16 protein-coding genes and 1 pseudogene are annotated in these 24,648 nt (G+C 49.9%); 8 read left to right on the forward strand and 9 right to left on the reverse strand.

What is annotated here, in order from left to right; translation table 11 throughout:
• Positions 1-201: 201 nt before the first annotated feature.
• Complete coding sequence (locus ACFQ03_RS08885) at positions 202-1,368, reverse strand: amidohydrolase (protein WP_379287548.1); 1,167 nt, start codon at positions 1,366-1,368, stop codon at positions 202-204.
• A gap of 404 nt (positions 1,369-1,772) precedes the next feature.
• On the opposite strand from ACFQ03_RS08885, the pseudogene ACFQ03_RS08890 reads away from it, so the two are divergent.
• Positions 1,773-2,605: pseudogene (locus ACFQ03_RS08890) on the forward strand (AraC family transcriptional regulator).
• Between the two features lie 36 nt (positions 2,606-2,641).
• Here ACFQ03_RS08890 and ACFQ03_RS08895 read toward each other — a convergent pair.
• The 3 genes from ACFQ03_RS08895 to ACFQ03_RS08905 form a co-directional block, all read right to left on the reverse strand.
• On the reverse strand, positions 2,642-4,222 hold the full coding sequence (locus tag ACFQ03_RS08895) for a glycoside hydrolase family 43 protein (RefSeq protein WP_379287550.1): 1,581 nt from the start codon (positions 4,220-4,222) through the stop codon (positions 2,642-2,644).
• Positions 4,215-5,345, reverse strand: coding sequence for a glycoside hydrolase family 88/105 protein (locus ACFQ03_RS08900; RefSeq protein WP_379287552.1), 1,131 nt, complete (start codon positions 5,343-5,345; stop codon positions 4,215-4,217). Before ACFQ03_RS08900 ends, ACFQ03_RS08895 begins: the two co-directional genes overlap by 8 nt.
• A 1,424-nt stretch (positions 5,346-6,769) precedes the next feature.
• Entirely contained in the window at positions 6,770-7,660 is an 891-nt protein-coding gene (locus tag ACFQ03_RS08905; RefSeq protein ID WP_379287553.1) for a ribokinase, read from the reverse strand.
• A 373-nt stretch (positions 7,661-8,033) separates the two neighbouring features.
• Here ACFQ03_RS08905 and ACFQ03_RS08910 point away from each other — a divergent pair, with 373 nt between their 5' ends.
• The 5 genes from ACFQ03_RS08910 (at position 8,034) to ACFQ03_RS08930 (ending at position 13,249) form a co-directional block, all read left to right on the forward strand.
• Positions 8,034-9,644: an extracellular solute-binding protein gene (locus ACFQ03_RS08910; RefSeq protein ID WP_379287554.1), complete on the forward strand. Its 1,611-nt coding sequence runs from the start codon at positions 8,034-8,036 to the stop codon at positions 9,642-9,644.
• Between the two features lie 158 nt (positions 9,645-9,802).
• Entirely contained in the window at positions 9,803-10,762 is a 960-nt protein-coding gene (locus ACFQ03_RS08915; RefSeq protein WP_379287556.1) for an ABC transporter permease, read from the forward strand.
• Positions 10,763-10,780: 18 nt separating this feature from the next.
• A complete protein-coding gene (locus ACFQ03_RS08920; RefSeq protein WP_379287558.1) occupies positions 10,781-11,653 on the forward strand; it encodes a carbohydrate ABC transporter permease in 873 nt (290 codons plus the stop codon).
• 78 nt (positions 11,654-11,731) lie between these two features.
• On the forward strand, positions 11,732-12,706 hold the full coding sequence (murQ, locus tag ACFQ03_RS08925; RefSeq protein WP_379287560.1) for an N-acetylmuramic acid 6-phosphate etherase: 975 nt from the start codon (positions 11,732-11,734) through the stop codon (positions 12,704-12,706).
• A gap of 42 nt (positions 12,707-12,748) precedes the next feature.
• Positions 12,749-13,249, forward strand: coding sequence for a GNAT family N-acetyltransferase (locus ACFQ03_RS08930; RefSeq protein WP_144940279.1), 501 nt, complete (start codon positions 12,749-12,751; stop codon positions 13,247-13,249).
• A 419-nt stretch (positions 13,250-13,668) separates the two neighbouring features.
• On the opposite strand, the gene ACFQ03_RS08935 is transcribed toward ACFQ03_RS08930, so the two are convergent.
• Positions 13,669-15,165, reverse strand: coding sequence for a DUF3604 domain-containing protein (locus ACFQ03_RS08935; RefSeq protein WP_379287562.1), 1,497 nt, complete (start codon positions 15,163-15,165; stop codon positions 13,669-13,671).
• Between the two features lie 312 nt (positions 15,166-15,477).
• Here ACFQ03_RS08935 and ACFQ03_RS08940 point away from each other — a divergent pair, with 312 nt between their 5' ends.
• Together ACFQ03_RS08940 and ACFQ03_RS08945 are read left to right on the forward strand one after the other, a co-directional pair.
• A complete protein-coding gene (locus ACFQ03_RS08940; protein WP_379287564.1) occupies positions 15,478-16,683 on the forward strand; it encodes an ROK family transcriptional regulator in 1,206 nt (401 codons plus the stop codon).
• A 31-nt stretch (positions 16,684-16,714) separates the two neighbouring features.
• Positions 16,715-18,127, forward strand: coding sequence for a sulfatase family protein (locus tag ACFQ03_RS08945; RefSeq protein WP_379287566.1), 1,413 nt, complete (start codon positions 16,715-16,717; stop codon positions 18,125-18,127).
• A 191-nt stretch (positions 18,128-18,318) separates the two neighbouring features.
• On the opposite strand, the gene ACFQ03_RS08950 is transcribed toward ACFQ03_RS08945, so the two are convergent.
• The 4 genes from ACFQ03_RS08950 to ACFQ03_RS08965 form a co-directional block, all read right to left on the reverse strand.
• Positions 18,319-20,583 carry a helix-turn-helix domain-containing protein gene (locus tag ACFQ03_RS08950; protein WP_379287568.1) on the reverse strand — a complete coding sequence of 755 codons (2,265 nt, stop codon included), beginning with the start codon at positions 20,581-20,583 and terminating at the stop codon, positions 18,319-18,321.
• A 132-nt stretch (positions 20,584-20,715) separates the two neighbouring features.
• Positions 20,716-22,323 carry an extracellular solute-binding protein gene (locus ACFQ03_RS08955; protein ID WP_379287570.1) on the reverse strand — a complete coding sequence of 536 codons (1,608 nt, stop codon included), beginning with the start codon at positions 22,321-22,323 and terminating at the stop codon, positions 20,716-20,718.
• Between the two features lie 85 nt (positions 22,324-22,408).
• Complete coding sequence (locus tag ACFQ03_RS08960) at positions 22,409-23,290, reverse strand: carbohydrate ABC transporter permease (protein WP_379287572.1); 882 nt, start codon at positions 23,288-23,290, stop codon at positions 22,409-22,411.
• Between the two features lie 17 nt (positions 23,291-23,307).
• Positions 23,308-24,276, reverse strand: a complete 969-nt coding sequence (locus ACFQ03_RS08965) for an ABC transporter permease (RefSeq protein ID WP_379287574.1) — start codon at positions 24,274-24,276, stop codon at positions 23,308-23,310.
• Positions 24,277-24,648 lie beyond the last annotated feature (372 nt).

Genomic DNA, 24,648 nt, shown 5'->3' on the forward strand with positions numbered 1-24,648 from the left:
TAGCTTTCCTCCCAGATGTCAGGTAAATTCTATGAAATCCGTTACAGGCCCGGCACTCCTGGGCCTGTCCGAAGATGATGAAAAGTATTATCAAAGGATTTCGGGGGCTGCCGTTAGATCGGCCCCTTATTTCCCGAATGACGCAGAATAAACAGACGCACGTCTCCTCCGTGAATCGGCAGTCTTGCCGGGCAGTTGCAATTATCCGAGCAATTTCAGCGCGCAAACCGCCGCTTCCGCAAACAATGCCGCACTGATGGAAATCGCTTCTTCATTTAAAGTGAACCGCGGATGATGCCACTGCTCCGTCCCACCGGTTCCCATCCAAATGAAGCAACCCGGCAGCCGTTCCTGATACAGTGCGAAATCTTCGCCTCCCATCGTAGGTACGGCCTCCACCACGTTAAGCCCTTGTGCTGCCGCCGCTGTATTCATGATTTCGGCCATTTTCGGATCATTGTTTACCGCAGGCAGCATCGAAGTCCAATTCAATTGCGCTTCTGCCCCATATCCGGCCGCGACATTCTCGACCACCCGTTTCATATGGCCTGGAATGCTCCCTCTGGCCTCCGGCTGGAATGTCCTCACGGTCCCTTCCAGAACTCCTCTGTCCGGGATGACGTTCCAGGAGGATCCGGCTTCGAGCCGGCATATACTGACAACCGCTGAGTGATGCGGGCTGATATTGCGGCTTATCAACGTTTGCAGCGCCGTAACTATGGCACTGCTCACCACGATCGGGTCGACGGCGGCTTCGGGAATTCCCGCATGGCCTCCTCTGCCCGTGACGTTGATTTCGAAGCGGTCTACAGACGCCATCAGAGGACCCGTTCGTATGCCGACGGTTCCGACGGGCAGCTCCGGTTTGTTATGCATCCCGAAGACGGCGGAGACTCCTTCCAAGGCTCCCGCTTCAATGACCGCACGGGCGCCTACCGCCTGCTCTTCCGCCGGCTGGAACAGAATGCGTACGGTTCCGTGAAGCTCGCCGGCATTAGCCTGAAGCAGCTTCGCCGCTCCAATCATCGATGCTGTATGGAAGTCGTGGCCGCACGCATGCATCCTCCCGGGGATCGTCGAAGCGTACGGCAGACCTGTATCCTCCGTCACAGGCAGAGCATCGATATCGGCGCGAAGCATAATCGTCGGTCCGGGATGCGCCCCCTTCACTTCGGCCAGTACGCCGGTCGGTAAACCAAGGTCTAGCAGATGAATCCCAGCTTCCGTCAGCCAGGACCGAAGCCGTTTAGTTGTCTCGTACTCCTCATTGGAAAGTTCGGGAAATTGATGTAACTCCCTCCGCATCGCTACAAGCTCAGGCTGAAGCCTTTCAGCTTGCTCACGGAAAGAGGATGATAATGTAGTCATTGAGCATATCCCCTTTATTGCTGCTATAATAGAATCTATTGGTAAAGTCATTCATCCTGGTCTTCGGACGATTCGCTGCTTAATCGGAACTAAAAGAACGGGTAACTACAATAAAAATATGATATAGCAGCATGAACGAATATATCATATAGGATTAGTATGAATTAACGTAGATTCTATAGTAGAACCTACTCCTTGTCAATCCAAAATTAATATTTTGTAGATTATTGCTGCAACGGCTATCTTTAACTACATTTATATTAGGCCATCAATTTTTAGTATGGAATAAGCAAGATAATGTGTAGATGCCGATATATTAGAAAGAGAAATAGGAGATTCTCTTGACGGGCTCGAAAAAGGCTGATATATATTCAACAATAACCTCTGTACGAGGGGGCTGAGCCATGGTGGATCAAATTAAACCTAAGTATTTCATAGGCGAGGTTTCGTTCTCGATTCAATACATGCATAGAACGGGCCCCAACCGTATGCCCCGGCCGCATGAGCATCCTTGCTTTGAGCTGTATTACCTATTGAATGGCGAACGAATTTACTTTATAGACGGCAACGTGTACTCCGTTAAGAAGGGAGACATGATGATTATTCATCCGCATGATCTCCATTCCACAGCCAGCTCTTCGAACGTGTCCTAATCAATTTTACGCAGGAATTTATTGAGGAAGGAGATTTCCATTTGGCAAAAATATTGCAAAATGGCAAATCGGGACTCCTGCGAATTCCCGAGAAGGAGCAGCCGGAAATTGAAAGCATCCTGTATAAAATGCTGGACGAATGCGAGAAACAGGAAGATCACTACATTTCATACGTACGTTCATTGTTGAACGAGCTGCTCATCCGTTTGCATCGAATTCATTGGCTGCTGCAGCCCGAGGAAGTACAGGTATATGAACACCCGATGCATCATCGGGTGTCGGAAATCGCTCAATATATCAATGAGAATTACTATAAGAAAATTACACTGGAGCAAGTAGCCAAACAATTTTACATAAGCCCTTCCTATCTGAGTCGTATATTCAAACGTTTGACCGGCTTCCACTTTCGCGAGTACATCCAAGTCGTACGCATTCGTGAAGCGCAGAAAAGATTGGTCAACAGCACAGATTCCGTTCAGTTCATTTCGGAGCAAACCGGCTTTGAACATATTGCCCACTTCAACAAAATATTCAAAAAAATGTGCGGAACTACTCCGCTGCGCTACCGCAAGAACAATGTATGATCGGCTTACAAACTTAGCTGCTCCTCAACCGAATAACTAAAACCGATCGAGATAATTGCCGACCCGAAACCAATCCGCATCGACATAACCGCGCCGATCCTTGGATGATTGCGATACGGCAAACAAACCGACTTTAGCGCCTACCCAGTGCCCTTTAACCGCCTGAAACCCGGGCACATCGATCCAATTCGCTTCATTATCATCCTGGCTGTAGGCAAACCTGCAATGCGCCCCTTCATCTACATTTACGGATAGCACGATCTCATCAGAATGCAGCTCCGTACGCCACTTTATTTGTTCTTCATCCGCATTCCCTTCAACATACAGTAGTATAAGACCCGTTCCATCTTGACGGGCTTGAACACCCAGGTACGCAAAATGGTATCCGAATACGATCAGACCTGCCCTCTCGCCCGGCTCTATTGCACGGCAGTCCAGCTTGGCTGACGCATGGAATGAAGGGGCCGGAAACTTCTGCATTAATAAGTTAGGAGATCCATACATATTCTCGGCACTTTCCGGCTGTGGCTGCGCAAACAGCCTCAGATGGCTTGCTCTATCGGTTAAGGAATACCAGTCGCTTTTCGGATTCGCCTGCCACTGCCATTGCAAACCCAATTCCGGTTTATCAAACTCATCGGAATCAGCAGGCACCTCTATCGGGCAGACCTTGCCGACATCAGGCTTTGTATACCGTAATACAGGCTCGCCGATGCCGTCTTCATTCCGGTTCTGTCCCATAAGCGGCCAATCATCGATCCATTCTACAGGCTGCAGATGTACGATTCGTCCATAAGCGCCTTTATCCTGAAAGTGTATAAACCATGATTCACCTGAAGCGAGCTCAACCCAGCCTCCTTGATGGGGCCCGTTAACCGGCGAAGTCCCTTGATGCAGCACAATCTTATCCTCATAAGGTCCATTGACGGCTTTCGAGCGAAGAACCGTCTGCCAGCCGGTCGCAACTCCGCCGGCCGGTGCGAAGATATAGTAATAACCGTTGCGTTTATACATTTTCGGACCTTCCAGCGTTGGATGATGCACCGTACCGTTATAAATAATTTGCCCCTCGCCCAACAGCTTAGTGCCGTCCGGAGACATGGGACACAGCCTCAGTATATGTTTGATTCCGGCGCGGCTTCTGGCATAAGCGTGGACGAGATAGGCTCCGCCATCTTCATCCCAGAAGGGACAAGGATCTATCAGACCTTTGCCTTCCTGAACAAGATGGGGCGGAGTCCATTCACCGGCGGGGTCTGAAGCCGTGCTCATCCAGATGCCGGTGTCAGGATCGCCGTAGAACACCCAAAACTTATGGTCGTGATAACGGATTGCCGGTGCCCATACACCATTGCCGTGCTGTGGTTGGTCATATCCCGGAAGATCCATATGTTTAATGACATGATTGATTAATTTCCAGTTAATTAAATCCTTGGAATGTAGAATCGGAAGACCCGGAATATGCCCGAAGCTGGATGCCGTCATGTAGAAATTTTCACCTACTCTGATCACATCGGGATCGGAATAGTCCGCATGCAGGATTGGATTGATAAACGTTCCGTCTCCCTGGTCTGAAATCCAAGCCTTGCGATGCCCTTGACTTACATGGTTACTCATGCCGGTCACTCCTGTTCCCTAATTCTTGCAGACGCTCAATCTCTAAACTGGCAAGGATGAAGGGGGCAACTCCAATATGTATATCGGACACCCTTTTTTCCCTAATGTAATAGCCATATGAACCATCCCGGTCAAGACTTAGTCCCGCGCCATGACAAATATTATGCAAATGAACTCCTTCGCTATCTTCTTCCACATAACGTTCAATTAGTCCGTTGTATGCTTGCAGTGCTTTCCGGCGGGCGGGGTTTTCGAGATATTGAAGACGCGCCCCCTTCGCCAGAGCGTATATAAACATGCCGGAACCGGAGGTCTCCAGGTAGTTTCCTTCCCGGAAGCCTTGATCCATAACCTGAAACCACAAACCGCTCTGTTCCTCCTGAACGCGATAAAGAGCGCTGCACATTCGTTCAAAGATACCGATGATCGTCCCCCTCTTCGGATGATCGATCGGGAAAAACTCCAAGCTATCTACCAAGGCCATCGCATACCAACCCAGCGCGCGGCTCCAGAAGTTCGCGGAGCAGCCCGTTTGCGGATTCGCCCAAACTTGTTCCCTGGCTTCATCCCACCCGTGGTAAAGCAAGCCTGTATACGGATCGCGAGTTTTTTGTTCAACTAATAATAGTTGATGAGCTACCTCGTCGAACAACTCGGGACGCTGGAAAACCTGAGCATATTGCGCCAAGAAGGGAGAGGACATATACAAGCCGTCAAGCCACATCTGGAAGGGGTACACTTTTTTGTGCCAGAATCCTCCTTCGGACGTCCTAGGGTGGCCGATCAATTGGGCAGCGAGCAAATGCGCAGCCTGTTCGTATCGCTGTTCGCCGCTGCGTTCCATAAGCAGGAAAAGATTTTTGCCTTGATTGATTTGATCAAGATTGTATTCTTCAAGCCTGTAACCGGTAATCCTTCCATCCTCCCGGATGAACAAGTCCATATGCCGCTTCATGAAATCGTAGCACTCTTCGTGCATATAGATTTCTCCTGTCCGCGCGATAGCCATTAGCATCATGCCGGGCACATAAGCCCATCTTTTTTTCAGCTCTTCGTGCAAACCGTCATCGCCTGCTTGATTAATAATCGTTGCAGTTGTTTTTAGTGACCATGGTTGACTCATTTCCTCACCCCAGTTCAGATGATAAATACATATTTAAACTTCTAAGGGAAAGTTTAACATCATGAAAATGCAGCAGCTGACTCTCTACAACCTCCACTTTCTCATTCCCGCTAACGGCATATAACGGCACGGCACTTATTAATACAGTAAATAAAACACCGGCTGGATTCTACGAATATTGATGTCTTTATTCCTCTTATTTTTGTCTCTGTTTGTCCTCTTTCCTTCTTACGTGGAAGCGTTTATCTCTTACGGGACGCTCAAGAAGACTTACCCCATTTAATGCAGACGACAAAAAATCCTGCATATCAATGCAGGATAATGCAGGATTCGATTTATAAATTAAGGATAAACGGCTATCGCCGTCCTTGGGACAGGCGCGTTTACCGATGAAATATGAGAAAAACTCCTATCGGAGTATTTCATGGATGAGCGACCGCGTTTAAAGGATGTTTTTATCGCCAAATAGAATTTAAAGTTTTTCAGGACGCAATAACTTATAAACTCTGATTGTGGTAAAAAAAGCTACTAACGGAGCCTCTTCGAAGACGAATAACCCGGTTTTAAAGGTAGCTTTTTATGCCAATTAGAAAGTTTGTTCCATTAATGCTTTAATGAACTTAAACTTTCTAATGTGGTAAAAAAAGCTCCTAACGGAGCCCTGAGGGAAAGCCACAAGTCGCATCCGGGTCGGTAAAGACATCGGAAAGACGAGCAAAAATACATTAAAATTGTCCCTTTTTCCAAAAAGAAGGCGAAAGACGCTCAAATGTGCAGGTCTTTTCCACAAAATGGGGCCATTTCGCAAAAATCGCTCAAAAGACCTGCAGTTTTGCTCTAGAATCAGGTAGTGGCGACTTTTCTCCAAAAAGACGTGCATTATCGCTTTAGAATAGGGCACTCCACGTTTTTTTCCAAAAAAGACCTGCAGTTTTGCTTATCTTTTACACCATCCGGTGGACGATCCGGGGTTTTCCAAAAAAGTTCACTATGAAACGAAAAATTCCGGTCTAGCGGTGCTGAAAAATCGCAAACTGGATTTTGGGGCAGCCCCTTGATTGAAAGAAGAGCTATCCGCCAAAACTTTCGGTTTTAAATAAGGAACTAAATAAGCTCTTGAAACTTATACTTTCTAAAATGGCAAGGATAAACGGCTATCGCCGTCCTTAGGACGTGCGCGTTTACCGATGAAATATGAGAACAGGTATAGATGAAAACTTATAATTTCTTATATTTTAAAAAAAGCTCCTAACGGAGCCTCTTCGAAGACGAATAACCCGATTTAAAAGGTGGCTTTTTATGCCAATTAGAAAGTTGTTCCATTTTAATACTTTAATGAACTTAAACTTTCTAATGTGGTAAAAAATGCCAGCAATAGTGCAGGCTCCGGGAAAATGCGATTGAAATTTGAAACTCGTGAGTCATCATCTCTCACGGAGCAGACTCTCCACTTCATTCCGGTAGGGCATTCCGCTTTGCGCACCACGTTTAGTCACCGAAAGCCCTGCTGCCGTATTGGCGAACAAGATACTATCATGCAAATTCCTTCCTTCCGCAAGCGCTGTGGCCAGTGCTCCCGTGAAAGTGTCGCCGGAGCCCGTCGTATCGACAGGCGTCACTTCAATACAAGGTATGTTTACCACCTGGTCGCCGTCATGATAAGAGACTCCCTTATCTCCAAGCGTGATGATCAGCTTGTTGGGATAGGCCTGCAGTATTTCATCAATCGACCCATTCGTATCCAACAGCGCTTGAAATTCATGCCCATTAGGTGTTAAATAGGTGATTTTGTCGATGATCGTCTGGTTTAACTTGGCGGCAGGCGCTGGATTGACAATGATGATCTTGCCGTGCCGGTGAAGAACAGGAATGATGAAATCCATGATTTCCAGCGGCGTTTCGAACTGGAATACGATGACGTCATAGCTCAAGAGCTCCGTCGTAATCCTCTGCATGTAGTTCACATTCGTGGAGCGATTCGCACCCGGAACTACGATGATCCGGTTATCTCCGCCGCACAATTCGACAAAGGCGACGCCCGTCGGCCTATCCCCCACAAGATTTAGGTGGGCAAGATCAACTCTCTCTTTCTGCAAATGTTCCCGGATGGCGTGACCGTTCTCGTCCTCCCCTAACGAACCGAACATGGTCACATCACCGCCCAGTCTGGAGGCAGCCACCGCCTGGTTAGCGCCTTTTCCTCCGGGGGAGCGGAAGAAGTGATTGCCGAGAACCGTCTCCCCCATCTTGGGAAGTACGTCGGTTTCGATGAAATAATCCATGTTAAGGCTTCCAACTACCGCAATTTTTCCCATAGTATGTCCCCATCCTATTCAATGATTATCTTCATCAGCGTTGCTACCCACCTGTAGTACTTATCGCTCTTGCGAAGCTTGCAAACATTGCGGGAAGAAGCAGTCTTCAGTCTTCCCTGACGTTATGAATTCTTCCTTATTCTAGACCAATCCATTGAATGATTCAACGCCGGTAAGCTGCAGCTTGTGGACACACCTCCGTGATTGAAATAATATTTCATAGAATGCCATTGACCGCGGAAATAAAATATGTTATTATTCGCTCAAGCGTACCAAAACATGGCGCCACTCCAATGAATTCAGAGGAGTTTGCCGGAAATTGGACCCGCCAAACCTGCTTTTTACATTCGAAATCAGGGAGGTCATCGCAAGTATGTTGAAGAAGAAATCCGCAGTTATCAGTCTTGCATCTATCATGTTTATGTCAGCGCTTACAGGGTGTAACACCAAGACTAACAGCAGTGAGCCTTCCTCGCCGCCGACAAGCACCAGCCCAAGCCCGGATGCGGCAACACCCGGGAAAACGGAAGAACCGCTCAAGTTTAAAGTCTTCTATTCGGACAACGCCACTCTCCCCTTCCAGAAGGACTGGCTGGTGATCAAGGAAGTGGAGAAACGCTTCAACGTCGATATCGACTTTGAAGTGATTCCGATCGCGGACTATCAGACGAAGGTCTCTCTTGCCCTTAACACAGGCAACAATGCTCCGGATGTGATCCTGTATCAATCCACCAAAGGGGAGAATGCTTCTCTGGCCCTGAACGGCGCCATCGTCCCTATCAGCGATTATTCCGATTGGACACCCAATTTCAATGCCCGCGTCAAGGAGTTCGGTCTCGAGAAGGAAGTCGATGCCCTCAAGCTGAAGGACGGCAAGCGGTACTACCTGCCATCGCTTTATGACAAGCCCTTCTATGATGGCGGTCTCATCATGAGAGAGGATCTGCTGGCCAAGTACCAACTGGATGCGCCCAAGACGTTCGATGATCTGTATACTGTTCTGAAGAAATTCAAGGAAGAGAACCCGGATTCCTATCCGCTGACGATTCTCGCCGGACCTCGGGTTCTGTACCGGATGACGATGCCTTCCTTCGGCATCAGTGTCGGCAAGAACGGTGCTTCCGGCACGAATACGCTAAGCTGGGATTACGATAAGCAAACCTACTTCCCCGGCGCCATCAGCGACGAATACAAGGAATATATGAAGTTCTTCTCCAAGCTGTACGCGGAAGGCCTGCTGGATCCGGAAATGGCTGATCCGATCGACGGAGACAAGTGGTCCCAGAAGCTGGCCACCGGTAAATCCTTCGCCACCTATGCGTATTACGACCAGATCGGCGGCGTAGAAAGTGCAGCAACTGAGCCCGGGTTCAAATTGCAGATGTATCCTCCCCTAGAAGGTCCTGCAGGGGCGCACCATCAGCCGAAGAGCAGCACCGGCAGCGGAATTTTGTTCCCTAAGAAGACGGCGGACCGTCCGGACTTCGAACGTCTGGTGAAGGCCATCGACGAAATTTTCTATTCCGAGGAAGGTGCTAAAATATGGTGCCTCGGTGTCGAAGGACAAACCTACACGATGGATGGCGATAAGATCAAGTACGCCGACGAAATTGTTAATTCGCCTAACGGTATCTATAAGGAAATGCAATTGAAGTATGGCGCCGGGTCCGATGTTACCCAGATGGTTTGGGTGAACGCGCGGGAGATGACGAAATACGATGAAAATTACAGTCAGATCAATGCCACGGTAGCTGCCATGGACAACGCGATTCAGAGCATTCCCCCGACACCGATGTTTGACGATATGACGGCGGAGGAAGCCAGCTCTCTTCAGACTCCTCTTTCCGATACATTTGAAGTCTGGGCGGACGGATTCCTGACCGGCAAGAAGAACCTGGATAAAGATTGGGATCAATATGTCAAGGAAATGAAAAATTTGCAGATTGAACGCTTCACCCAGCTATATAACGATAATTTGAAATAATTTCTAGGATTCCGGAATTTCCGCTGCAAAAGACTTGAATAAAGACCTGCTGGGGATCAATGGAGTCACAGGTTGACCGATGTTCTCTCAGCAGGTCTTTGCTATTCCGGAAATGTGCGCCATTATCGTCTCTCAACCAAGTGAAGAAGGTGAATGATATGACCGATACGACAACTCTCCCGAAATCCACCCGGCAGCTTGAAACCCGCCGTCCTCCTGCGAGGCGCCATTTTCGCCGATACTGGCAGCTCTACGTGATGATGATTCTGCCCTTATGCCATTTTTTACTGTTCAAATATGCGCCCCTGATCGGCAACGTCCTGGCTTTCCGGCGATACCGCCCGGGGATGGGGCCGTACGGTTCCGAGTGGGTCGGACTGGCCTACTTCGAACGCTTTTTCCAAGACCCGGCATTCTGGCGCGCCTTCTACAATACGATCATACTGTCTTTCGGGAACATCTTGATCAACTTTCCGATTCCGATCATTTTCGCCCTGCTGCTGCATGAAGTGCGGGCCCCGCGCTTCCGCAAATTTGTGCAAACCGTTTCCTACATGCCCCGCTTTATTTCCACGGTGGTGGTCATTGCGATTCTGAGCGAATTGCTTTCTCCGAGCTCCGGTCTTTTAAATCAGCTGCTGGGAAAACTGTTCGGAATGGAGCCGATCTATTTCGTCAATGAGCCGGAATACTTCCGCCCGATCTATATTCTCAGCGAAACCTGGCAGTACACGGGCTGGACCGCCATCATCTATCTGGCCGCCATTACCGGGGTCAATCGGGAGCTCTTTGAAGCGGCGGATATCGACGGGGCCAGCCGGTTCCAGAAGGTCATTTATGTAACCATTCCTTCGATAATGTCAACGATCATGGTCATGCTGATCCTGAACGTCGGATCGCTCCTGAGTCTCGGCTTCGAGAAGGTGCTTCTGCTGTATACGCCATCCAATGCCATGGTGAGCGACATTATTGACACACTCGTCTACCGCACCGGTCTGACCAATCAGAATTACTCTTACGCCACAGCCATCGGATTGTTCAGCGGGATCATCGGTGTCATCCTTGTCTCCAGCACCAACTGGCTCAGTAGGAAGGCGACCGGCGAAAGCATCTACTAATCGAAAGGAGCGGCCTCCATGCACAAGCAACGAAAATTTCGTCCCTTGACGATCGTTGATATGCTCATCTATGCTGTCATGTTTTTCGTTATTTTGATATGCTTCGTCCCGTTTCTCTATATGCTCGCCCTATCCTTGTCCAGCCCTAATGCAATCATCAACAACGAAGTCACATTACTTCCGGTTGGGCTAAATTTTGAAGCGTATCTCCAAATTTTTAACTACCCTAACTTTTTCAGGGCATACGGTAATACCATTTTCTATACGGCTGGCGGTACCTTGATCTCTCTATTTCTGAGTTCTCTGTTCGCCTATGCCATGTCCAAGCGTTTTCTTGTAGGTCATAAGATCGTCATGAAGCTCATTGTATTCTCGATGTTTTTCTCGGGAGGGCTGATTCCGACTTATCTCCTGATTTCCAATCTTCATCTGACCGGTACGGTATGGGCGATGCTGCTGCCTTTCGCCATTAACCAGTTCAACCTGATTATTCTGATCAACTTCTTCCGGGCTATCCCCTCGGAAATAGAAGAAGCCGCTATCATCGACGGCTTGAATTATTTCGGGATATTGCGGCGTGTTATTCTGCCGCTGTCCACTCCGGCGCTGGCAACGATCGGTCTGTACACCGCGGTCTTCTTCTGGAACGACTGGTTCAACGGCTTGATCTATCTCAACACTGACCAGTATCCGGTCATGCTGTTTCTGCGCAACATCGTCAACGGAACGACTATGGTTGGAGACGGGGCAGGTTCGGCAGACAAGAGCACCATCGCCATGTCCATTAAATCGGCCGTCATCATTACTTCAACGCTGCCCATCATCATTCTGTACCCTATGCTGCAGCGCTTTTTCGTCGCCGGCTTGACGGTAGGATCCGTCAAGGGCTGAGCCGGCTTAAATTTCAATAATACGCAGAGCGTTAGACGGAATCAACCTCTATGCCTCCCAGAAAAGGATGGATGACGAATGACTTCATACTTTGCGCAATTGACAACGGAAATGAATAATCCGGCTACTGCCTCTATCGATGAATGCGGAACCCGGGAAATGCTGCTTCTTATGAACGATGAAGATCAGCGGGTTCCCTTATCCGTCCGCGAGGAGATTGATGCCATTGCCGAAGCGGTAGAATTGCTGGTTCATTCGCTAAAGAACGGCGGACGGATGTTTTATGTGGGTGCCGGTTCCTCCGGAAGGCTGGGCGTGCTGGACGCCAGCGAATGCCCTCCTACCTACGGAACCGATCCCGGGCTGGTCCAGGCTTACATTGCCGGCGGAGATGTCGCTCTCCGCACCGCCGTGGAAGGCTTCGAGGATAATTCGGAGAGCGGAGCGCAGCTGATTCGGGAGAAGGGTGTCCGTCCGGGCGATGTGGTCATCGGAATCACCGCGAGCGGCTCGACCCCCTTCGTACTGGGCGCCGTTCGCCAAGCCCGGGAGATTGGAGCGGCGACGGTGGGCGTCGTCACCAACAAAAATTCCCGACTGAGCGAACTGTGCGACATCTGCATCGCTCCCGTTGTCGGACCGGAAGTAATCTCCGGCTCCACCCGATTGAAAAGCGGCACCGCACAGAAGCTGGTGCTCAATATGCTGACTACCGGCGTTATGATCAAGCTGGGCAAAGTCTATAACAATCTGATGGTAGACATGAAAGCCAGCAATAAGAAACTTTACGACCGCTCCATCCGCATCGTGCGCGAGGTGACCGGAGTCTCCGAGCCGCAGGCTGCCGAGGCGCTGCAGCAAGCCGGGCTCCATGTGAAGACCGCGATTCTGATGCTGGAGACCGGTACGGATGCCGGAGAAGCGGCAGCACTGTTGAAGAGGCACGAAGGCCGGCTCAAGGCGGCGATCCGTGACGTGAGAAGCCGTTCAGCCGCAGGGAACGGGAACCGGGATGGCAGCAGCCTTTCCGATGGTGCCGTGGCGAATGAATGATAGAGGCTAACAAATTGATTACCTATTAAGGAGTGAGCTTGAATGGCCGATATGCTTGTCCCATTACTCAATCTGCCTCCACAGGAGGAGCTTCTCTCCCGGTTGGAACGGGAGGGAATTCGCATTCATCGCGCGCTGGCTCCGGATAAGCACCGGGTCGTCGAGTGGGTGGCGGAGCATTCCGGCCGCAATGCTTCGGGAGAATGCGATGTCAGCTTCTCCCGTACCCCGGTTACTTGCTACATAGCCACCCGGGGCGCAGACATCCTCGGCTACGCTTGCTATGAAGCTACCGCGCCCAATTTCTTCGGCCCCACCCGCGTGCTGGATTCGGAACAGGGCAAAGGTATCGGCAAAGCGCTGCTGCTTAAGTGCCTTCACAGCATGCGGGAAGCCGGCTATGTCTATGCCATCATCGGCGGCGTAGGGCCCGCCGAATTTTATGAGAAGAGCGTCGGCGCGTTTCTGATTCCGGATTCCACTCCAGGAATATATCGGGATTTTCTCGGGGCTAAGGCCAGGGCGAGTCAGAACAGCACGTAGTCGAGCGGTCCGGCCATTACGTCATGCTTGCAATCCATTCATTCCTATCTAAGCTCTCCGGTGAACATTGTTCGTCCGATTAGAAGCTTACAAACTATCAGTTTCTTCATGGAACCCTGTGCCGTTCTAAAGAGGCGCAGGGTTCTCCCTTTCCCCATAGGATGGTTTCGTACGTGTCCTTATAGCTGCGACAAAAAGACCTGCACTATTGCAGGTCCACCTCGCATTTTAACAATATTAGCGGTTAAGCCGCGCAGCCTAACGGACTGGGCGGCCTTTTAAAACAAGGTTAACAACAGTCGAAACTACCCCGTATTCAACTTTCCACTGCGGTACCGAATTCATATTGTCCCGGTATAGGCCCGGTTTTTCGACCAAGCGGCGGGCCTTCCACGCGAACGCTTCCTTACCCCTTACAATCAAGCCAAAGCATAGATCGGCGAAATCCAGGCGCATTGCCCGTTCATCTGCCGGATTTCCGCATGATACACATCGCATGGCGCTTCGGCCGCACTGTCCTCCCATTGTCCATGGAAGCTATACAGCTCCTCCGGTACGGCGCGATGAACGAAGATCGCTTCCGAATTGTAAGGGTGCAAATGCACGCTTTGGCCGCCGGCCAGCAATTCGCCGATCGCAGCCGTAATCGTCTTTCCATTAGCCCGGACCTCTATTCGAGTATCAGCATGACCGGCCACTTCCAGAATGACACCTGAGGTGTGCGGATGCAGCGTAGTCGGGTTAGGAAATGACGTACAGTTCCATACCACACTACTCTCCGATTGTGAAACGACCTCATTGCCTAAGGCGTTCATATCGGGGTCTTCCCGCATTTCCGGAGTTGGAGCAAGGACGCTCCGTCCGCGGAAACAGGTCTCTACGGAGATCAGCTTGCCTCCATGAACGGAGGCGGAGGCTTTCCATTTGAAGCCGGTTTTGTTATTGCCCCACCCTAATTCGACTTTGATCTTATACTTCTGCTCCCCTGCCGTCTTTGCCCGGCGAAGCTCTTCGCCGTTAATAATTTTCCATGGCTTTAAGTTTTTATAGACGACGATTTTATCGAGTTGATCGCAGCCTCTTACATCGAGAGACAGAGTTCTTTGGCCGGCTTGAACCTCGCTGCCCATATCATGGCCGTTCAATTTAAAGCGGCAGGCTATTTTGTCTCCGGTCACCGCATAGGTTCTTCGGGCCAGAATCGCTTCCCAGATCGCTTCACGAGTCTTCTCCCCGGCAAGCACCGCCAGTCTTCCGTCTCCGTATGACCCCGGATATCCCGCATGATGGTCGGTCGAACCGACGAAGCCGAAGCGATGTCCCTTGGCCAAAGCTGCAAAGACGGTGCTTCTCGGATCACGCGGTCCCATATCGTGATAGTATGGATACAGGCTTTGCTCAGACATGCCGCAGCCGTGCTTAGAGTACACCTCGATCACAGGGCTGATGGCCGAATTAAAGCTTTCCCAGTTTCCCCCGCGATATCCTGGCGTATAGCCGACATGATGCCGAATCGCAATTGCTCGATGCGGGCTCAGCTTGGCAATGATTTCCTCCGGCGTTTCTCCGGCAACTAGAGGCATCTCATCGTCAGGAGATAAATAATGATGGTCGCCGTACTTGCTGGAATGCGCCTCGAAGCCTTGAAAAGTAACAAATTCATGCGGAACGTTATAAGCTCTGACCGTTCTGCGCACTTCCTCCCAATTTCTTTGGAGCTTGGCAAATCCCTCCTTGTGAAAATCAACCAGATACTCCAGCGGTTCCTTCCGTTCCGGAATATCGAACCAGGACGCGTGTCCGATAATCGCGCAGAAATCGAGCTGCCCCTTGGCCGCCTTCAGCGCGTTTTCAAGACTGCAGTAGCCATAGCTTATCCCGCAATGATTATGCAGATCTCCCCAATATAAGTTCATGCTCTTCTATCCCCTTAATTTTAATGGTATGGCGGCTTCCATTTGAAAAGCCTCTACATCCTTTGTCCTTCCCGATACAGGCTTTTTCATTGCTTCCATCATAAAATCGCTCCCCACTTTTGTCAATATATAAACAAAGTATCCGCCGACAATAAAATAAAATTCCATTCATTTGGGAAGCTGGTAATCAGGCTCTGAACTCATCAAAAATATGGGTAAAAAACTGTGTAAAACGGTTTGCTATATTCGATCTGTTTTGTTATATTCGAAAGGACACTTACGTATAAATTAGACTATAGTTGAGGAGATTGTATGGAGACCGTCCGCAAATACAAGGATCAGAGAGGAAGCAAGGCTACGATCATTCAGATGTTAAGAGTTCATGGCTCCATCTCCCGAATGGAGCTGACCAAATTAACGGATTTAAGCCGGGCCACAATCTCGATAGCGGTGAATGAATTAATTGAGCTGGGGCTCATCCGCGAAACCGAGCCGCAGCAATCAACCGGGGGCCGCCCTGCCATTAATTTGGAGCTCGTTCCGAACTCACACATCATTCTGGGCGCTGATCTGATCGATCAGGCCTGGGTCCTGGGCGCATTCGACCTGCTGGGGAACACTCTGCTGATGCAGCGCATCCCTTATGCTTCACCGACGCCGGAAGCGGCGGTTCAGGCTTTGGCCGAAGAGCTTCCCCATTTTGTGAACAAGCTGGACAAAGAGCCGATTCCGCTTATCGGTCTCGGTATCCCCGGCCTCGTGGACACGAATCGCGGACTTCTTCACAGCTCCGCCGTTCTGGGCTGGAGGCAGGTCGAGCTGAGCAGAATGATGACGGACAAGCTGCGCTGGCCAGTCGTTGTCCTTAACCGGAGCCGGGCACGAGGACTTGCGGAAAGCCGTTACGGAGCGGGCAGACATTATAATCAGATGATTTACATCGGGATTGATACAGGCATCGGCGCCGGCATCTATGTGCAGCGCGAACTCATTCATGGCGCTATCGGCGGAGCCGGGGAACTTGGCCATACCTCGGTGGAGCTCGACGGTGTATTATGTCTTTGCGGAAATCGAGGCTGCCTGCAGATGTATGCAGCAGCGCCGGCGATAGAGCTCGAGGCCCGGAAGCGGCTTCGGGAAGATACCGATTCCTCGCTGCTGCGGGAACCCGAATTTGACCTTCAGCTGCTGAATGCCAAGCAAATTTGCCAGGTGGCGGATCAAGGAGATGAACTGGCGGTGCAAGTCGTGAATAACGCAGCCACCTATTTGGGAATGACGATGGCCAACCTGGTGAATCTGCTAAATCCCGAGGCGATTATTCTCGGCGGCATGATTCCGATGGAATGTTCCACTTACCTGGAAACCGCCGTCAAAGTTATGCGCCAGCGCTCGATTCATTTGCTTTCGGCTTCCACGGTTGTGCATCCGGCCATTTTCAAGGATATCGGCGGAGCTTTAGGGGCAGCCAATTTCGCTTTGGATGAACATATGAGCTTTTCATTCTTAAACGTATAGAACGAAAATTTTAACGTAGAGGTGATCTCGCTTGAAACCAAACCGGCAGCCTAACATTCTGTTTATTATGTCAGACGACCATGCTTCGCACGCGATGAGCTGCTACGGCAGCCAAATCAATCAGACACCGAATATCGACCGGATTGCCGACGAAGGAATGCGCTTCGATAACTGCTTCTGCACGAATTCAATATGCTCCCCCAGCCGCGCTGCCATTTTGACGGGCAAATACAATCATTTGAACGGCGTCAAATCGATCGAGGATCATCTGGATGGGCGTCAAATGACCTTCCCCAAGCTGCTGCAGGCAAGCGGGTATCAAACGGCCATGATCGGCAAGTGGCATCTGGGCCATGGAGGGGATGCGGATCCTACTGGCTTCGATTATTGGAACGTCCTGCCGGGGCAAGGACTGTACCATAATCCTACCTTCATTGATCAAGAGGGCGAGAAACCATATTCAGGCTATGTTACCGATATCATTACGGATTTGTCCATCGACTGGTTGAGCCGGCGGGATTCCAACCGCCCTTTCATGCTGATGTGCCATCATAAAGCGCCGCACCGGCCCTGGCAGCCTTCAGCCAAATACGCTCAATGGTATGAAGACGTAGAAATCCCGGAGCCGGAAACCTTCCATGATACTTATGAAAATCGCTCGCAGGCGGCGGTCGAGGCCAAAATGCGGATTGACCGCGATACGAGAGAATCGGATGTCAAGGGCAGACCTCCCGAGGAGTTAAGCGCACTGGAGCAGAAAAGGTGGAAGTATCAACGGTATATAAAAGACTATTTAAGGTGTGTGGCTTCTATTGATGAGAGCGTCGGCAGGCTGCTGGATTACTTGGAGGAAGAAGGAATCGCGGATAACACCATAGTGATTTATACCTCCGACCAGGGCTTTTTCCTAGGGGACCATGGCTGGTTTGACAAGCGCTTTATGTACGAGGAGTCATTGAGAATGCCGTTCATCGTTCGTTATCCGCGTGTAATCGAGGCCGGAAGCGTAACAGAAGCGATGGCTCTGAACATCGATTTTCCGGTGACGTTTTTGGATTATGCAGGAGTGCCGATTCCTGCCGAAATGCAGGGCCGCTCGCTTCGCTCCATCTTTGAAGGGTCTACTCCCGAAGGCTGGAGGACATCGATGTACTACAGATACTGGATGCATCTGGACGAGCATCACAATGTTTATTCGCATTACGGCATTCGGACCGAACGCTACAAGCTGATTTATTACTATGCCCAAGCCTTGGGAACTACCGGGTATGCGGATGAGAACCGCGAGCCGGAGTGGGAGCTGTTTGATTTGCAGCTTGATCCCTATGAAATGAACAATGTGTATAAAGATCCGGCCTATTCGGAGACCGTCGTGAAGCTTAAGGAAGAGCTGCATAGGCTGCAGGCGGAGGTGCTGGATCAGCCTGTCGCCGAAATAGATTAAGCGGACCCAAGGATAAACGGCTATCGCCGTCCTTGTCCAAGGACGTACAGTTTCTCGATGAAGCTTATACTTTCTAATATTTGAAACAAAAGCCATTCCTGGCCTGACGCGCAACGCGCGCCGGAGGGTGCGCGTTGCAAAATTAGCGGATAAGCGGTCAGAATGTCCGCAAGCGGATCAAGGCTCTGATCTTATACCGCTTCACCCCGGCTGCGGAATTCCCCGGGTGTTACCCCCGTCCATTGCTTGAAACGGCGGATGAAGCTGGATACGTTATCGAAGCCGGTTTGTTCGGCTATAGATTTAACGGAAAGCGTACTTGACAGGAGAAGCTGTTTTGCTTTATCGATGCGGAGCTGCGTCGCAAAGTCCAGCACGGTTTGACCGGTCCGATCCTTATAATAATGGCTGAGGTTCGGAGGCGCCATCCTGAAATAGTCCGCCATCTCCTGAACCGAGAAATTCCGATTCGCATAGTTCTGCTTGATATACAGCATCATTCGCATGTCCAAATCCAGATGATCTTCTCCTGCCAGACGGTCAAGGTGAACTGCGACATCCCGGCAGATCTGCTTCACCAGGGAAGTGAATTCCTCAACGGTCTCGTATTTCTCCAACAGGAAGACATCCGGATAATCGTCAAGGCCCGGGGATGTCCCCTGGGAGGGAATGTCGCCCATCGTCTGAATCACCACATTAATTAGATCAAAGCACAAGCCGCGGGCAATGAAAAGAGGCATATTGTTCTCTTTCAAATATTGCTGCAGCTGCTGAAGCAGCTTCTCGATTTTGTTCAAATTACCCTGCTTTATCGCGCTCCTCAGTTCCGCCATTTCCTGACGGGGATAGGCTTCCAGCGTTTGCTGATCGATGATTATGTCTTTGGAGAAAATGACCTGTTCCTTCCCTTTGATAAACCGGTAATCAATCGCCGTGGCCGCTTCGAAATAGGATTTGGGCACTTCTCGCCAATCCGTGACAGCGCCGCCTACCCCAATGGTAATGCCTTGCTGCAGCAGATTTCGTACATATTGATGAAAGAATGACAGCGCATCGGACGGATCGGCTTCCTCCTCTGCATCGCTGGCCAGCACCATCACCCATTTGTTCTCGTCGAGATGATCCCGCCCGTACCCTTCGTAGCTTTTCGGCAGCCCTTGACTCAATGATTTCAGCAAAGCCCGCTTTTCGTCAGAAGAAATGGGGGCTTGAGATCCGTGAAAGTGTAAAATAGCGACCCGGATTTTCGGCTTGGTAAAAACGATCCCCCATTCCCTTCCGGCTTCGTTGAAAGACTCCGCATCCGTACTCCGCCCTTTAAGCAGCTGATCCAGCAAATAATCTTCGGCAGCTTCACGGCTGCTTTCGACCTTGACGTTAAGCGCACGGTTCTCAGTAAACAGCGAATCGATGGTCAGACGGACCGTCTCGAGCTCATTCATCGGTTCCGCATGCTTCCAAATACTCTCGGTATACCGTTTTAGTTGATTGAGAGGCCTGTAATTCATATTCATGCTTCCGTATATCACCATTACGCCCAATGTAAGAATGACGATTATTCCGAGCACAAACCAGGTTTGCACCGCCGTTACCTTGGCCAACACCTGGCTGACCGGCAGCGTGGATACGTAGGTCCAGCCGGTTTCCTTCGATTGCACGGAGAGGAAATAATAGGTTTCTCCACCCCGCCTTATGGTCTCTGTAAAAGATTCGAAGTCGTTCGGAAGCCTCTTTATAACCTGTTCCGGCAGATCAGATCCGCCAGAGTCCAAACTGGTAATCAATTCGTTGTTTTGATTGAGGATAAAGGTGTTTCCGTTGTAGCTTTTGAACTCATCCTCGAGTATTCGATGGACCGCCTCTTCCTTCACAATAAAAATAACCGCAGCATATGGAGTGGAGGAACTCGGCAATATCGGATAGAGGAACGTAATGAACCTTCCCTCGTCCTGCAGCATTTCGGCCGGCCGGATCAGCGGTTCCGTCAACCGGTTCAAATCGCGGAAAATCTCTTCCTTGCTCCAATTCGGATAAGGATAAATATGATCGGACAGCATGGACAGGGTGTAAACGCTGCGATTGGAATACAGCCGCTCTTCCCCGCGGAAATAAATCATCATTTCATGGATAAAGTGGTTTGTCGTCGTATATTTTTGCAGCTCGTTCATGATTTTCCGGGCTTTCAGCGGATCCTGGTTCAGTTGGTAAAACGGTTTCAAATTATTGTTTACATACATCAACTGCGTGCTTGTATTCTGAAGCTGCAGCACCTGTTGATCCAGAACATATTTCACCCGATTCAAATTGTTCAAATTATTCACTACGATTTCATTCTTCAAAGTGTCGATCAAAAAGCTCTGTACAAATAACCCCATCAGCACCAACGGAAGCAGCAAAATAATGACATAAGAGAACAAGTATTTTACAAAAAACTGGAACTTCTTTCCGAGAATCAACTGCAACCATCCTTTCTCCATACCAATTCCGGTGTAAACGGAGGGATTATAAGGCAGATAGCGATCTTATTGGAGAAAGAAGCATGCCCTACGCAGCTTAAGGGAGTCCTGTGTCCTCCCTTAGAGCCGCGCTTATTTTCTTGCCTGGTAGCGCTCGTGAGCAGCCTGTTGGATTTGAACCGCCTCTTCAATTCCCATCTTCTTCAGCGTTGCGACGAAAGCGTCCCATTTATCAAGCGGCTCGACTCCCATGATGAACTTTATGAACATTTCATCATAGTAGGTATTGACCTCACTCATAATTTGAGAGTATTTCTGACTTTCCTCGGCTGTCAAGGTCAAACTCGGCAGCAGCAGCGATTTGTCCGATTGATACCAGACCTCATTCGCTTCTTTGGCTTCATCCGCTGTCACACTGAGCTGAGCCCACGCTTCGCGATCCATTACTTTGGTGAAGCCGTAAATGGGAATGGCGTATCGGAGCGTGTAATCGACCGGAGTCAAACCTTCGCTATTTTTCAACACTTTTTCCGTATACTTTTTGCTGCCGTTATCCACCTGGTAAGATTCGCCCTCGATGCCCCAGTTCAACAGATCGGAGCCTTCCTGTCCATACATAAAGTCAAGGAATTTCACCGAATGCTCTGGATTTTTGTTCTGTGAAGTAATGAAGGCGCCTTCCCCGCTTACGTAACGGATCAACCCGTCATTGCTGCTGTACGGCTTCCCGCCGGGGCCGATCGGATCCGGTGCGGCAATGAGCTTAAAATCCGGATTTTCTCCTTTCATCAAGTTGTTGAACTTGTCAAACCAGGACATGTATCCAACCATGGCACCGTATTGATTGTTCGTAAATTTGGCATCGAATGCCTTGCCGTCCAAGGAGGCGAATTCCGGCTCGATCAATCCTTCCTCAAACCACTTATGCATCGTTTCCATATAGTCTTTGAAAGCCGGCTGCAGCGGGCCATAGGCTATTTTCCGGGAAGCCGGGTCGAGATATAAGCCTGTTCGTATCCCCCAAGCCGCAGCGAAGTTTTTAATAGCCTCCATTCCTTTCTGTTCACCGAGCGGGATTTCATCCGCTTCGCCGTTGCCGTTCGGATCCTGCTCCTTAAACGCTTTCAGAACAGCATACCATTCATCAACGGTCGTTGGAACATCCATACCAACCTGATCAAGCCAGTCCTTCCGAATCTGGAAACCGGTATAAGCGTTGCGCTGCAAGTCGAGCTCGATTTTGGGAAACAGGGCGATCGTTCCGTCATCCAGCATAATCTGCTTTTTCAATTCCGGATTGCCGTCAAGCAGTGCTTTGAAATTCGGAGCATGGCTGTCGATCAAATCATTTAACTTGACGGCCACTTCATCCTGTATCAGCTTGCTTAATCCGCCCGGATAGCTGTCGGTAACCCAGTAGATCATGTCCGGATAGCTGCCGGATGCAAGCATGATGTTGAATTGCTGCGAAGTATCGCCGGCCGAAGGCTCTTGCCAGTTCACATTCGTATTGGTTCTCTTCTCAATTTCCTGGAAGGCGGCAATGTCCTTATAGCTCTTCAAGTACTTGTTGTTAATCGGCCGCACGTAAAAGGTGAGCGACACCGGCTTGTCATCCCCCGCACCGCTGCCTTGTCCGTTTCCTGGCGTTTCGTCCGCCCCGCCCCCGCAGCCCGCTACAACCGTGAAACTTAATGCGACGGCTAACATGCTGATCGTCGACTTCTTCCATTTTCTCATGTTGGAACCCCTTTCAGTCATGATTTTTCAATTTTATTTTCAAAGCCGCCCATTGCTGGTATACGGCTCCAAAACCACGCACGAGTCATCCTTTCAACGCCCCGATCATTACCCCTTTCGTAAAATGCCTCTGAATTAACGGATACAACAGAAGAATCGGCACAGTCGCCACCAGAATCGTCGCATACTTGATAATGAGCGACAGCGCGAAATCGTCTCCGGCCCCGGCATCTTCCGTCATTTCGGTCGTGCTGTTCACGATCAGAATCTCGCGAAGGACAAGCTGCAGAGGGAACAGCTCACGGTCCTTGAGAAAGATCAGAGCGTTGGCCCAAGCATTCCAATGTCCGACTCCGTAAAAAAGGACCATGACCGACAACAGCGGAATCGATAGCGGAAGAATGATCCGGAATAGGACGGTCCAATCGCCGGCTCCGTCTATCCGTGCGGATTCTTCAAGCTCGTAAGGAATGGACATGAAGGAGGTTCGCATAATGATCAGATTCCAGGTAGAGATAAGCCCGGGGATAATCAATGCCCAGCGTGTGTCCAGCATCCCCAAATTTTTGACCAGGATGTACTCCGGGATCAGTCCGCCTCCGAAGAACATCGTGAACACTACGAGCATCATCATCAAATTCTTTAGGTGAACACCCCGACGGGACAATACATAGGCGAACATCGCCGTCATCAATACGTTGAGTACCGTTCCGACGGCTACATAGATCAGCGTGTTCCGATACCCGATGGCGATCATCGGATTTTTCAGCACCATCTCATAAGCTTTAAGCGTGAAACCGTAAGGCTTCCACAAAATGCCGGTGTGCTTTACAAGCTGCTGCGGCTCGCTGACGGAAGCAAAGATGACGTAGACAAAAGGGTACAGCGTGGCCAGCATTAAAGCGAATAAAAGGATATAATTGCACGTATCGAAAATAAGATCGCCCAAACTTTTCTTTCTCTTCATAGAAGTCCCCCCTTTCTCTACCACAGACTTGTCTCGTTGAACTTACGGCTGATTCGGTTGGCCAGAACAAGCATCATGAAGTTGATCACGGAGTTGAACATGCCGACTGCAGTGCTGTAGCTGTAGCTCGCTTCGAGTATTCCCTTTCGGTACACGAAGCTGGAGATGACATCTGCCGTTTCGTAGGTCATCGGGTTATACAGCAGAATAATCTTCTCGAATCCGACGTTCATAATCCCGCCGATGTTCAGAATGAGCATGATGACGATAGTCGGCTTAATACCGGGCAGCGTGACATGAAGCATCTGCTTCCATCGGTTGGCCCCATCGATCGTTGCGGCATCATACAGCTGCGGGTCGATGGCGGACAGGGCAGCCAGATAAATAATCGATCCCCAGCCAACTCCCTGCCAAATGCCCGAACCGACGAAGATCGTTCGGAAGTAATCCGGATTAAGCAGCAAATTCGACCGCTCTCCTCCGAAGGCTTCGATAATTGAGCTGATCAGCCCGCTTTTGCTTGTGAAATCAACGATCATACCGCAAATTACAACTGTAGAGATGAAATGCGGGAGGTATGTAACCGTTTGCACAGAACGTTTGAAAAAAGTGCTCCTCACCTCATTTAGCAGCAAAGCCAGAATGATCGGCGCCGGGAATGCAAATATAAGCTCATACGCATTGATGAGCAGCGTATTCTTCAGGATGCGCCAAAAGTAATGGCTGTTGAAGAACTGCTCGAAATGTGTGAATCCCACCCACGGACTACCAATAATGCCTTTGGCAGGCGTAAAATTTTTGAAGGCGATGGTCAATCCGTACATAGGGACATATTTAAACAAAATGTAATACGCGAGACCGGCCAGCGACATCAAATAGATCGTTCTATTGCGGAGCAAATCTTTCTTGAGGAAGCGGGCATAATTCTTCATGCGCGGCGCCAGACCGGGTTTGAAATGGGGCGCGGCTTCAGTGTGTGGCGGCATTCAGGCGTACACTCCTTTCTTGTCGGTACTAGCACAATAACAGGTTTTCCGGCCGTTATTCAATGCTCAATTTTTATATACAATTTTTATAGGGGACAGATCGATGCTAGCGAAGCAGAAACTACCGGCGGAGTGTGATCATTCCGGTAATGCCGTTACACCAAGTCATTTACGCCAAGTCATTTCCTAACCTGAAAATAAAAAAAAGCCCCTGGCGGAGCCTGTTCATACCCCACAAAGCAGGGGCTGTCTCAATAGCGTTTGCCTAAAACGGGAACATTCCAAAATGAAGCAAAAAGGACCTCCAATCCCACTATTTTGTAGGAACAGGGTCCTTTGCTAACAGCCAGATTTAACTCCAGGCGGGGCTTG

This window comes from Paenibacillus residui, from assembly GCF_042677205.1.
Taxonomy (GTDB): Bacteria; Bacillota; Bacilli; order Paenibacillales; family NBRC-103111; genus Paenibacillus_L; species Paenibacillus_L residui.